The following is a 13,052-nucleotide window of genomic DNA, read 5'->3' as shown; positions in this document are numbered from 1 at the left end:
GGTTATTTTGTTTGAATTCCTTGTCTAAACTTTACGGTTAATTTTTTGTTTTAATTAAACCAATACCCATGGAAAAGATACTCACCATAGTCGGACCCACCGCCAGCGGAAAAACCGCCATTTCAGTAGAATTGGCCAAGCGATTGGATGGTGAAGTTGTCGGTTTGGATTCCCGCCAGATTTATAGTGGAATACCCATCGGTACTGCCCAGCCAACTATTGCGGAAAAAGGGGGTATTCCCCATCACTTATTCGGGTTGAAGCCGCCCTATGAAACAGTGGCCGCCGGTGCATATGCATCATTGGTAATGGATGTCGTTTCTGAAATTGAATCCAGAGGAAAAACGCCCATCATTTGCGGCGGCGCGGGATTGTATTTTCGTGCCTTGGTGAATGGTATATTTGTGGGGAGTAAAACTGATCAAGCCATTCGGGATCGGTTAGAAAAAGAGTATGATGACGTGGGATCAGAAATCATGATGGCGCGGCTGAAAGAGGCGGATCCGGAATATGCGTCACTCGTTCATCCCAACAATAAGAAACGTCTCGTCCGTGCGTTAGAAATTGTTGAAACAACGGGAAAGACGCTATCCCATCATTTTAAAGAACAGAAATTAACTGAACCCCCGAAGCTCGATTTGTTTACTGTATTTCTGGATTGGGATCGAGTCCTCCTACGAGATAGAATAGCAAAACGTACCAAAGAAATGCTCGAAGCAGGATGGATTGATGAAGTTAAAAAAATACTGGATCAATATCCAAATGAACATCTTCACCCATTAGATTCAATCGGTTACCGGCAAATCATTTCTCACTTGAACGGAGAATTGTCTGAAGCGGAATTGGAAGAAGAAATCGTAATAAAAACGCGCCAATTCGCAAAACGACAAATCCAATGGTTTCGTAAAGAGACAGTGGATCTCATAGTAGAAATGAATTTGGATTTTTCGTTAAAGGACATCACGATAAAAATCATTAAAGGAATAAGGGGAAAGTAAAAAAGGATGACTTTCTAAACTTGTTCCTTATTCCTTCTTCCTTGTAACTTTAGGGGTCCTTTAAACCGTTCCAGAGAGAAGGTAAGGGCAGCGATTAAACCTCCGATTAGGATCCTTATGGAACGGAATCCAAGCTGCCCGGAGGTTTTTTATTATCAGGAGGTGCCCATGGCATCACCCCGAAAAAAGCAGGTCATGGATGCTATAGCCGTCAATCGTTCGGTGACGCGCTTGGCCCATGAGATACTTGAGCGAAACGGCGGCCCCGATCATCTTATGTTGATTGGTATTCTAACCCGTGGCGAACCACTTGCCAAACGGCTCCAGTCCCTTATCCATAAAATTTCTGAAGTTGAAGTACCAATCGGTTCTGTTGATATTACCTTTCACAGGGATGACTTCCGTGACAGATTGGTTGTTCCTCAAGTAAAAGGCACTGACATTAATGATTCTATCGATGATAAAATAGTAGTACTTGTGGATGATGTTCTTTTCACCGGCCGGACAATCCGCGCTGCCATGGATGAGTTAAATGCCTTTGGCCGTCCCAAATGCGTCCAACTGGCGGTCTTAGTTGATCGGGGGCATCGAGAAGTACCAATTCGTGCGGACTTTGTAGGAAAGAATATTCCCACCCACGAGGGGGAGCATGTTGAAGTGCGCCTGAAAGAAGTAGATGAAAAAGATTTGGTTACCCTTACGCGCTATAGTGAGGAGGTATAATGAAGCATAAACATTTACTGGGACTGGAAAATTATCCCGCCGAAGATATCCAGACTATTATTGATACAGCCTTCACTTTCCGAGGAGTATTAGATCGGCCAATTAAAAAGGTGCCGTCATTACAAGGAAAAACAATCGTAAACCTCTTTTTTGAAAATTCCACACGGACACGAATCAGTTTTGAATTAGCTCAAAAAAGGCTCAGTGCCGATACAGTTAATTTTTCTGCATCCACTTCTAGTTTGCAAAAAGGGGAAACCTTTAAAGATACGGCCCAGAACATTGAAGCAATGAAAATTGATGCAGTGGTGATGCGTCACCCCACACCGGGAGCACCCCTGCATTTAACCAAGCATATTGATGCCATTGTGGTCAATGCTGGTGATGGAACACACGAGCATCCAACTCAAGCAATCTTAGATATGACCAGCCTTCATGAAAAATTTGGTTATTTAAAGGGACTTAAAGTTGCCCTCATTGGAGATATTTCTCATAGCCGTGTGGCGCTGAGTAATATTTATGGTCTCAAAACTATGGGCGCAGAAGTAACCTTGTGTGGTCCTTCAACCTTGATTCCACCATATGCAGAAGAATTGGGTGTATCAGTGAACTATAACGTGGATGAGGTAATTGAATGGGCCGATGCCCTAAATGTTTTACGAATCCAGCGAGAACGGATGGGTGGTGGTTTACTGCCTTCGGTTCGGGAATATCGAAACCTGTTTGGTATAACCACGGAACGATTGGCCATGCACAAAAAAGAATTAGTAATTATGCATCCCGGCCCCATGAACCGTGGTGTGGAAATAGACAGTTCTGTCGCAGATAGTGACCAAGCTATTATCCTGGATCAAGTACTCAATGGTGTTGCTTCCCGGATGGCAATTTTATATCTCCTATTGGGCGGTAAGCAGGAAGAAGGAAAAGATTAAGATGAAAATATCAAAATTAAAAAATCAGGTTTTACTGAAGGGTGGGAGTATCTTGGACCCTGTTTTAGGAATGGAAACAAAAGGTGACATTCTGATCGAAAAAGGAAAAATTAAATTGGTAGGAAAAATATCAGCGCCAAAATCTGCTGAAGTAATTGACTGTAAAGGGTTGATTGTTACACACGGATTTTGTGATGTGCATGTCCATTTTCGTGAGCCGGGACGAGAAGATAAAGAAACATTGGAATCAGGATCTATGGCAGCCTTGGCTGGGGGATTTACCCGTGTATGCGTCATGCCCAACACTAATCCACCTTTGGATTCACCGGAAGCTATTCGTTATACGGTGGATCGATCGGAAGAATGCCCCATTCATATTCATCCCATTGGTGCAATCACAAAAGGGCAAGATGGAAAAGAGCTCACTGAAATGGGGATAATGCTTTCTGAAGGGGCGGTAGCCTTTAGTGATGATGGACTCCCCGTGACAGACAGTGGTATGATGCGGAATGCTCTTGAATATGCCACTATGTTTAATGTGCCCGTGATAAACCATGCAGAAGATCTTTGTTTAAAAAAGGATGGCGTTATGCATGAGGGAGTTGTTTCCACCAACCTAGGTTTGCCCGCCAGTCCTGATATTACAGAATCCAATATGGTTTACCGTGACTTAGAGTTGACTGAATTAACCGGCGCCCGACTTCATGTGCCTCATGTGAGTTCGGCCAAATCTGCGGACCATATTCGTAAAATGAAGAAAAAGAATGATTTGGTTACTGCAGAGGTGACACCTCATCATCTTTATTTTATTGATGAAGATTTGGTAACATTCGATACAAATTTAAAAGTGGCACCACCGATTCGAACGAAGTACGATCGAAAAGCGTTAATCAAGGCAGTGAAAGATGGTACATTTGATTGTATCGCCACGGACCATGCTCCCCATGCAATTGAAGAAAAGGAAGGCACCTTTGATATGGCACCCTTTGGCATGATTGGGTTGGAATCCTGTTTTGGTGCTGTGAACCAAGTCATGGTGAAAGAGAATAAAATGGATCGAGTAAAACTCATCCAAATGCTCACAGTTAATCCAAGGGAGATTATGGGTTTCGATAATGACCTTTTGGCTGAAGGAAATGATGCAGAATTAACCATTTTTGATCCAAATGAAAAATGGACTTTCAGCAGGGAAGATATTCAATCACGTTCGAGCAATTCACCCTATGTTGGGGCACCGCTGACAGGTCGTGTTAAATACACTATTGTAAAGGAACATATAACCGAAATAAACTAATTTATTTAAATATGAATTATAGTTGACTATCATTGAAAGTAGAGACTAACTTTTCGGGCTATATTTTAACTGAAAATCATGAAAACAAGATCACTCAAAGCAAACGAAATACAAAAAGACTGGTATGTAGCCGACGCTGAAGGTAAAACCTTGGGCAGGTTCGCCAGTGAAGTAGCAAAAATTTTACGAGGAAAGCATAAACCCACTTTTACTCCCCATATGGATATGGGAGATTTTGTGGTTGTCGTCAATGCGGATAAGGTTAAAGTTTCTGGTGCAAAGGAATCTGATAAAATCTATTTCAAGCACTCCGGATATCCTGGCGCGACGACCTTTACAAAATTGGATCACATGCGCCGAACACATCCTGAACGGATTGTGGAAAAGGCCGTGTGGGGAATGCTTCCTAAAAACCGCTTGGGGCGGGCTATTATTAAGCACCTTAAGGTATATAATGGTCCTGAGCATCCCCATGAATCGCAACAACCAAAAGAATTGGATATTTAATGGCAAATCCAGTATATAATACTGTGGGCCGTCGTAAAGAATCTGTCGCCCGAGTCTATATGACGCCGGGAAAAGGCGGAATCACCATCAATGGTCGTGAATTTAAAGATTATATTTGCCGCGAAAGCTTGGCGATTGTCGTTACACAGCCTTTGGAATTGACCGACCAACGTGAATCTTACGATATTACTGTTAATGTAAAAGGTGGCGGATTAACCGGCCAAGCGGGTGCTATTCGTTTAGGGATTGCGCGCGCTTTAAATGACGTAAGTGATGATTTTCGTCCCGCTTTGAAAGAAGCAGGCTTCTTGACTCGTGATGCCCGTGAAGTTGAACGTAAAAAATACGGTCAACCAGGTGCACGCAAAAAATTCCAATTCTCAAAACGTTAGAGACATATGAGCAAAGTCAAATTTGAAGATTTATTGGGTACCGGTGCACACTTTGGCCACGTCACCCGCAAATGGAATCCTAATTATAAACCATTTATCCTTATGGAAAAAAATGGGGTTCATATTATCAACTTGGACGAAACTCTTCGCAATCTAGAAATTGCGCTTGATTTCATTCGTACCAAATCAAAAAAGAATGGTGAATTCCTTTTTGTAGGAACAAAAAAACAAGCCAAAGATATCGTGCAGCAAGAAGCGGACCGATGTTCTATGTTTTATGTAGTTGAACGTTGGTTGGGTGGAACGTTAACCAACTTCTCTACCATTAAGAAAAGTATTAAACGGCTAAACCTTCTTGAAAAAGAAGGATCTCAGATTTATGAAAATCAGACTAAAAAAGAGATCCAAATGCTTAACCGTGAGCGAATCAAACTTTCGGATCAGCATCGTGGTATTAAAGATATGCGCCGTCTGCCAGATGCAATTGTGGTTGTGGATGCTAAACTAGAAGAAACAGCCTTAAAAGAAGCGCGAAAATTAGGTATCCCTATTATTGCAATTGTGGACTCTAATACAGATCCAAACCTGGTTGATTATCCTATTCCGGCCAATGATGATTCTATTCGGACGATTCAATTAATAATGTCCGTTATAGCAGACACAATCATGGAATCTTCAGGTAAAAATGCAAAGAAGGCTGAAGCTAAAGAAAAAGATGATTTGAAGACTGAAGCCAAAGAAACACATAAAGAAGAAGTGGCCCCTAAAGAAAAAATTGAAAAACCTGTAGCTGAGGCAAAAGAAGCTAAATGAGTATTGATGCTAAAACTGTAAAGGCATTGCGCGATAAAACAGGTGCAGGAATGATGGATTGTAAAAAAGCCCTCGTAGAAACTGAAGGAAACCTGGAACAAGCTGTAGATCATTTACGGAAATCCGGTATTGCTAAAGCAGAAAAGAAGGGTGAAAGATCTGCCAAAGAAGGAATAATCTTTTCATACATTCACCATGGCGGCCGATTAGGTGTTTTGGTTGAATTGAATTGCGAAACTGATTTTGTTGCTAAAACGGAAGAATATTCTGAATTGGCCCATAACCTTGCAATGCAAATTGCAGCAACAAATCCTCTATCAATCCGTCGTGAGGATATTGAAGAATCAGTTGTTACCCGTGAAAATGCAATTTATACTGAGCAAGCCAAGGAATCTGGCAAGCCTGATAATATTATAGAAAAAATTGTTGAAGGCCGGATGGAAAAATTCTATGCTGAATCCTGTCTCCTTGAACAGCCATTTATAAAAGATTCCGACAGAAAAATCGGCGATCTTGTTACCGAAGCAGTATCGACCTTAGGCGAAAACATTGTTGTTAATCGTTTTACTCGTTATGCTATCGGCGAAGTGTCCCTTAACGGACAACCCACCAAGTAATTCAAATGCCTAGCCCTGTTTACAGGCGTGTCCTCCTTAAATTAAGCGGGGAGGTTCTAGCCGGTGAGCAAGGTTTTGGCATCGATCCAGCCAAGGCGATTCAACTCGCCAACGAAATCAAATCAATCCACGAAATGGGTGTCAGTATCGGGCTCATTATCGGCGCTGGAAATATCTTCCGAGGCGTACAAGCTGCCGACAAAGGAATGGACCGGGTTACTGGTGATTATCTTGGTATGCTGGCAACTATAATGAATGCCATTAGTGTCCAGGATGCATTGGAACATGTGGGTGTTACAACACGCACACTATCTGCAATTACTGTTTCTCAAATAGCTGAACCTTATATTCGTCGTCGCGCCTTGCGTCATTTGGCTAAAGGGCGTGTGGTTATTGTTGCAGGCGGTACTGGTAATCCTTATTTCACTACCGACACAGCTGCGGCCCTACGTGCAACTGAGCTCAAAGCAGAAGTTTTGTTAAAGGGCACAAAAGTGGATGGTGTGTATGATAAAGATCCTGTTTTATATTCTGACGCGAAACGTTATGATAATATTTCATTCTCAGAAGTTTTAACTCAAAACCTACGGGTAATGGATCTAACCGCCATAACTTTATGTAAAGAAAATGCTTTACCTATTCGGGTGTTTAATATCAATAATGATGGTGATTTAAAACGTATGGTTGAGGGTGAAGATATTGGTACTACTGTTACGGAATAATTATGATGCAGGATATAAATAAAGAAGCAATTAATCTTATGGACCAGGCTGTTGGTCACACTCGAATGGAATTGGCAAAAGTACGCACAGGTCGTGCGAATCCTGATTTGTTAAATTCTATCCAAGTGGATTATTACGGATCCATGATGCCCTTAAATCAGGTTTCTACGATTTCTATCCCAGAACCACGATTGATTACTTTACAGCCCTTTGAAAAAACATTAATCCCAATTATTGAAAAAGCAATTATGGATTCGAATCTTGGTTTAACACCCAGTAATAATGGTAATTCCGTAATGGTCCCAATACCTGCTTTATCTGAAGAGAGGCGTAAAGATCTCATTAAATATGTCCATCAATTGATTGAGGAAGGGCGCATCTCTATCCGTAATGTTCGCCGTGATGCTCTTCATCATGTGAAAGATTTCGGCCAGGAAGAGCATATTTCAGAAGATGAAATTCGTCGTGAAGAAAGTGAGATTCAAACGTTAACCGATAAGCATGTAGCAACACTTAACGAAATGCAAGATCATAAAGAAAAGGAATTGATGGAGTTTTAATACTATTTATTACAATTTTTATTAAAAAAAAGCCCTGAACCGATTATTCGGTTCAGGGCTTTTTTCTTTAGAATGAAGTGAATTAATCTATTCGCATTTAGAAAAACCACAACCGGGACAGGTAACACATCCACCTTCATGCATCACGGAACTACCGCAATCAGGACAAGTACTGATATTTTTAAAAGTAAAATCAGTCATTTCCTGTTGATGTTGGGTTGCCTCTTCAGAGGTTGCCATAGTGATTGGCGTTTTCCTGCTATCTTCTTCAAGAGCGGAATTTGTATTTGATCCTTGAGCGTTGGGGTTTTCGTTCAGGTAATCATCGAGTGCTTTTCCAATTGCATCCGGCGTTGAAAGAATAAGACGACCATCTTCCCAAGTTGGGTTTGGTCCACTGATACCTTTCAATTGCTTAATCACTGCATTAGGATCAATCCCGGATCGTAAGGCTAAAGAAATGAGGCGACTAATAGCTTCTGATTGGGCTGCTGCATTTCCGCCCGCTTTACCAATGGCCGTGAATACTTCACATAGGCCATTTTCATCCTGATTGATGGTAATGTAAAGTGTGCCTTCACCGGTACGAATCCGGCGTGTGATTCCTTCAGTAGTTTTAGGGCGAATTCGTGGGCGTTTTTCTTCAGCAGTTTTTGCTTCCACAATTTGCGGCTCTTCAGAAGATGCAATATTTTTCTTTTCAGTATTTTTGTCTTCTTTCTTATCGGTGATGAGAATTCCTTCGCGTGAACCCTCCCTGTAAACAGTGATACCTTTGAGTCCTGCTTTGTAGGCCGTCATATAGATGTCGCCTACTGTTTCTAGTTTAATATCTTCCTGGAGGTTTACGGTGGATGAGATAGAACTATCGATATATTTTTGAATAACACCCTGCATTTTAACACGGAAATAAGGATCAATGTCATGGGCTGTTATTACAAAGTCTGGCAGATTCTCATCACTCCCGAATAGTTTTTCAATAATCGGATGATACACTTTGTACTCGTTGAATTCACGGCCAAAACCATCATTCTTTTTGACACGTCGTTTGTAGGATGTGGCAAAGATTGGTTCAATACCAGAAGTGACACGAGCCACGATAGCGCCACTGCCTGTAGGCGGTACTGTCAGTATGGTGGAATTCCGAATGCCATCCTCTTTGATCTTATCTTTGAGGTGGCGTGGTAACTCCTTAATGAATTTACTTTTGCGATATCCTGCCCAGTCAAAGTTGGGATATGCATTTTTTTCCTTACCTAGCTCAACACTCGTATCGTATGCAGTGTCACGAAATATCTGCATCACTTGATCAATAGTTTGTAGCGCATCTTCGCTATCATACTTGATACCCATCCGGACAAGCATATCGCCCAGTCCAAGGATGCCTAAACCTATGCGGCGGTCGTTGGCTGCATTTTGTTTCTGGGATTCAAGTGCATGGCGATCCAAATTGTAATCAATGACGTTATCTAAAAAGCGTGTAGCAATAACGACTGTGTCTTTGAATTCATCAATCATGAAATTGCCTTCATTATCGACGAACCTATCCAGGTTTAAAGAACCAAGGTTACAACAACCGCCATCTGGGAGTGGTTGTTCTGCACAAGGGTTTGTGGATACCAACGGACTACAATATTCTGCATTATGGTAATCGGTCATGGTGTCCCAAAAGAGAAGGCCTGGTTCAGCGCTGGTGTGTGCATGCTTAATAATGGTATTCCATAAGTGACGCGCGCTCACTGTTTTATAAACTTTATCATTCCATTGGAGGTCAAACTCTGTATCATTTTCCACAGCTTCCATGAATTCATGTGTCAATAGGACAGAAATGTTGGAATACTTCACCATATTGATATCGCCGGTTTTGATTTCGATGAATTTTTCAATATCAGGATGATCGATTCGGAGTGTCTGCATATTAGCACCACGTCGGCCATGCTGGGCGATGGTATTGGTATTTTCGCTGAACAGGTTCATAAACCCTACTGGTCCACAAGATGCACCGCCTGTGCCTAAGATTGCATCACCAGAAGGTCGTAGAACAGACAAATCATGGCCGCATCCACCGCCATATTTATAGGTTCTTGCTTCTTCTTCGATGGTCTTGTAAATGGAACTAATGGAATCATCTTGGATACCAACGACGTAACAGTTATTCAATGTTGTTGTAATATCTTCCCGTCCGGCACCGTGCATAATTCGCCCACCAGGAGTGAATTTAAAATCTTCCAGAATAGAATAGAATTTCTGTTCCCATGTGTCTTTAAGCTTTTTGGTCCGTTCAACAGAAGCTAATGCTTTTGCCTGACGCTGCCACAGCTCATAGGGATGACTCTCCCATGGGGCTAGATATTTGTTTTTGAGAATGTCGGCGCCGAGGGTGTCGCCTTTATAATAGTTTTCGATACGATAGGGTGTGAATTCGTTAGAGGCATCCTGTCCGTCAACTTCTTTTGTAAGTTCACGAACCGTCTCCTCAACTATGGTATTGAGTTCACCCGAGGTGGTTTTTCCTACGGGAAAGTTGAGTTCAATAGCTTCAGCCATTTTATATAGATTCCTTGCTTGGTATGTGGATTTATATTATTAAAAAACGAGGTTTACTTAGGCTGACAATCGAAAAAGTAATAATTCTCTTGGTTGGCACGGCCAATATATATTCACCGAAAAAAATACCCAAGAACAAAAGTAAAAAAAATGAAAACACCGTCGAGAAAAAAGTTACTATAAAAAGTTATCCACAATTTGTCCACACGCTAAACTCAATATTTTTGGGTGGAGAATGGAAAGAGAATGAACAAAAATAATAGGTATGATAATGTTCACCGAGGGAGACTGATTGATTTGGAAATAATTTGGAATGGAAACGCTGGGGGAGGTGTTTTTTATGCTATAAATTCTGTCCTAACGCGGGCGTCGTATAATGGTTATTACCCGAGCTTCCCAAGCTCGTGACGTGAGTTCGATTCTCATCGCCCGCTCAAGACTAACATGACTCAATATTTAATAATGAAACAAAATTTAATAATGAAACAAAAACTTTACCGAATTCATTTTCTGGCTATCCTCACTTTACTCTTTTCATCCTGCGCAATCTTTATTCCGGGCTACAGTGACTATGCATCTGCAAAACGGTATTATTCAATACGCAATTATGATTCAGCAGTTTTTTCTGTATCACATTCATTGCGTATTAAACCCAATAACCCCAAAGGCATATCATTACTCGAATCCGCTTTTCCCTTAGCTGTGCATTACCATCAATCCAAAGTTGATGATCTGAAATTAATGGAGGATAAATCCAAGTGGCCTAAGTTGGTTAAAGAGTATGAAGCGCTGCAAAAACTGGCGACGGAGGTCCAATTACTGACGCCGATTCTTCAAACCGGCGCAAACTATACCCTTGCTCTGAATGTTAAAGATTACGCCTATGCCTTGAAAGAGGCAAAACCATTGGCTGCGGATTACCATTATACTTTAGGTTTGAACTATCGTGAAGAAGCGTCAAAAGATGATCAAAAATCTGCTGCCATAAATTTTAAACTGGCACTTCAGTATGTACAGAACTATATGAATGCGCAGGAATTTTATGAAGAGGCAAAGGCAAATGCAACATTCATACTTTTGATCAGCTCTTTTAAAGGGGATAGAAACATTACCGAATATTTGCGCGATCAAATGATGATACAACAATCGAACGATTCTAAAGAATTTTTAAAAATTATAACCCGAGAACAGTTGAGTGTCATTCTCAATGAACAGGGATTAGTCCAGGCTGGGATAACGGAAAATAATTACATGGAGATTGGTAAACTTTCCGGCGCTGACCATATTTTAAGCGCAACAATCGCTACAACTTACCGTCCTGTTGAAATAATAAAAAATGAAATTTCACAGGAAAGGGAAGTTACGGTTAGGAAAGAAAGTTATGTGGATAGTGCCGGTGTAAAAAGGACCAAAAATATTAAAGGAAAAGTTAAGGCAAAGGTTAAACATTTCAAGAAGAGTACTGGCGCAACCTTCAACTTATCCTATCAAATTATGGATGTGAATAGTGGTGAAATGGTTTTTTATGGTACCGTTAAAAAGAGAGAAAATTTTATCCATGAATGGGCCACTTTTAAAGGGGACAACCGTGCCTTGAGTGATTACTATAAAAGGTTGGTAAAACGACAAGATACATTCGCTCCTTCAAAAGGTGATTTATATATGAAGATGGCACGGGCAGTACCGCGTCAATTTCACAATAAAATATATCAGCACTATTCTGATTAACTGAAACTTTAAATGAGAATTTTGTTTTACCATTCACGCCGTTTAAAATTTATCTTCGGATCTGTTTTATCCTTTTTGGCGTTATTTGTTTTTTTCAGATTGTTTTTTATAGCCATTTTTTATAGAGAATTGGATGGTCCTGCGACTGAATTGATTCGTGCTTTGTGGGTGGGTGTTCGTTTTGATCTACGGTTAGCGGTCTTCATCCTTGTCCCCGTTGGATTGTTTTTCATGATTCCATTTATCAATCCATTGCGCAGGGCGATTTCAAAAAAACTGGTTAATATTTATCTTCGAACCATTACTGTCTTAGTCTCCTTTTTTTACGCTTTTGACATGGCACATTATGGATACCTCAATCACCGAATTGATGTGTCTGCTTTTAAATTAATGGAGAACCCATTTATCGCCCTTCAAATGGTATGGGAATCATACCCCATTGTTTGGTCACTAATTGGTTTATCTATTTTAATTTGGGCAACATGGCATGCCATTGACAAAGCATTCCGTTATTTAGATGACAGGAAGCGTCTATTTCGATTTAGAGATAAATTTTTCGGTTTCACCGTGGGTGGGCTCATTCTACTTTTTTCCATGTGGGGGACTTTTCGTCAATATAAACTTTTGTGGAGTGATGCCCATTTTATTGAAGATCCATTTATTGTTTCAGCAGCTTTGAATCCTGTACTGTATTTTAACGAAACACGGACGTTTGCTCTTGAGGACTTTGATGAAAAAATCACAAGATCATATTATGATTTAATGGTTAAACACCTTGGAGTGGATGAGCCCAATATAAACAATCTAAATTTCAACCGATGGAAATCTGCACCCATCTCAGAAACTAAAAACCCGAATATTGTTATTGTATTTTTAGAATCAGTGGGACTTAACCGAATGGGGAGGGTGGGCAACCCGTTGAATACTACACCCAATCTTGACCGAATTTCACAGGAAGGCATTTTCTTTAATCGTTTCTATGTACCCATGGTGGGCACAGCCCGTTCAGTATTTGGAATGGTGACGGGCATCCACGATGTGGCCAGTGTTGAAACAGCATCAAGCAATCCCCGGATTGTTGATCAATATTCGTTAATCAATGCATTAAAGGATTATGAAAAACATTATTTATTGGGTGGTAGTGCTAGTTGGCGAAATATTCGCGGATTACTCCAAAACAATATTCCAGATATTCAAATTAAAGATCAGGATGATTTGG

13 protein-coding genes and 1 tRNA gene are annotated in these 13,052 nt (G+C 40.8%); 13 read left to right on the top strand and 1 reads right to left on the bottom strand.

What is annotated here, in order from left to right:
• Positions 1–68: 68 nt before the first annotated feature.
• The 10 genes from miaA (at position 69) to frr (ending at position 7,558) form a co-directional block, all read left to right on the top strand.
• The gene (gene miaA, locus HN459_02375) at positions 69–998 is read left to right on the top strand and encodes a tRNA (adenosine(37)-N6)-dimethylallyltransferase MiaA (GenBank protein ID MBT3478286.1); all 930 of its coding nucleotides are present in this window, start codon (positions 69–71) and stop codon (positions 996–998) included.
• A gap of 168 nt (positions 999–1,166) precedes the next feature.
• The gene (pyrR, locus tag HN459_02370; protein ID MBT3478285.1) at positions 1,167–1,721 is read left to right on the top strand and encodes a bifunctional pyr operon transcriptional regulator/uracil phosphoribosyltransferase PyrR; all 555 of its coding nucleotides are present in this window, start codon (positions 1,167–1,169) and stop codon (positions 1,719–1,721) included.
• A complete protein-coding gene (locus tag HN459_02365; GenBank protein ID MBT3478284.1) occupies positions 1,721–2,653 on the top strand; it encodes an aspartate carbamoyltransferase catalytic subunit in 933 nt (310 codons plus the stop codon). The genes pyrR and HN459_02365 overlap by 1 nt, the downstream gene beginning before the upstream one ends.
• A 1-nt stretch (position 2,654) precedes the next feature.
• Positions 2,655–3,947: a dihydroorotase gene (locus HN459_02360; GenBank protein ID MBT3478283.1), complete on the top strand. Its 1,293-nt coding sequence runs from the start codon at positions 2,655–2,657 to the stop codon at positions 3,945–3,947.
• A 78-nt stretch (positions 3,948–4,025) separates the two neighbouring features.
• Entirely contained in the window at positions 4,026–4,454 is a 429-nt protein-coding gene (gene rplM, locus HN459_02355; protein ID MBT3478282.1) for a 50S ribosomal protein L13, read from the top strand.
• The gene (rpsI, locus tag HN459_02350) at positions 4,454–4,846 is read left to right on the top strand and encodes a 30S ribosomal protein S9 (GenBank protein MBT3478281.1); all 393 of its coding nucleotides are present in this window, start codon (positions 4,454–4,456) and stop codon (positions 4,844–4,846) included. The genes rplM and rpsI overlap by 1 nt, the downstream gene beginning before the upstream one ends.
• A 6-nt stretch (positions 4,847–4,852) precedes the next feature.
• On the top strand, positions 4,853–5,659 hold the full coding sequence (rpsB, locus tag HN459_02345) for a 30S ribosomal protein S2 (GenBank protein ID MBT3478280.1): 807 nt from the start codon (positions 4,853–4,855) through the stop codon (positions 5,657–5,659).
• Positions 5,656–6,276 carry a translation elongation factor Ts gene (gene tsf, locus HN459_02340; protein MBT3478279.1) on the top strand — a complete coding sequence of 207 codons (621 nt, stop codon included), beginning with the start codon at positions 5,656–5,658 and terminating at the stop codon, positions 6,274–6,276. The genes rpsB and tsf overlap by 4 nt, the downstream gene beginning before the upstream one ends.
• 5 nt (positions 6,277–6,281) lie before the next feature.
• The gene (locus tag HN459_02335; protein ID MBT3478278.1) at positions 6,282–6,998 is read left to right on the top strand and encodes a UMP kinase; all 717 of its coding nucleotides are present in this window, start codon (positions 6,282–6,284) and stop codon (positions 6,996–6,998) included.
• Positions 6,999–7,000: 2 nt separating this feature from the next.
• Positions 7,001–7,558, top strand: coding sequence for a ribosome recycling factor (frr, locus tag HN459_02330; protein ID MBT3478277.1), 558 nt, complete (start codon positions 7,001–7,003; stop codon positions 7,556–7,558).
• Between the two features lie 87 nt (positions 7,559–7,645).
• Here frr and HN459_02325 read toward each other — a convergent pair whose 3' ends face one another.
• A complete protein-coding gene (locus HN459_02325) occupies positions 7,646–10,105 on the bottom strand; it encodes an adenosylcobalamin-dependent ribonucleoside-diphosphate reductase (protein MBT3478276.1) in 2,460 nt (819 codons plus the stop codon).
• A 362-nt stretch (positions 10,106–10,467) separates the two neighbouring features.
• Here HN459_02325 and HN459_02320 point away from each other — a divergent pair.
• The 3 genes from HN459_02320 to HN459_02310 form a co-directional block, all read left to right on the top strand.
• Positions 10,468–10,539 (top strand) — tRNA-Gly (locus tag HN459_02320).
• A 46-nt stretch (positions 10,540–10,585) separates the two neighbouring features.
• Positions 10,586–11,833, top strand: a complete 1,248-nt coding sequence (locus tag HN459_02315) for a hypothetical protein (GenBank protein MBT3478275.1) — start codon at positions 10,586–10,588, stop codon at positions 11,831–11,833.
• A 12-nt stretch (positions 11,834–11,845) separates the two neighbouring features.
• Positions 11,846–13,052, top strand: a 1,207-nt coding sequence (locus tag HN459_02310) for a sulfatase-like hydrolase/transferase (protein MBT3478274.1), incomplete at its 3' end; no start/stop codon positions are given.

Source organism: Candidatus Neomarinimicrobiota bacterium (genome assembly GCA_018647265.1).
GTDB lineage: Bacteria > Fidelibacterota > Marinisomatia > Marinisomatales > TCS55 > TCS55.
This window is presented reverse-complemented; position numbering and strand designations above follow the sequence as displayed.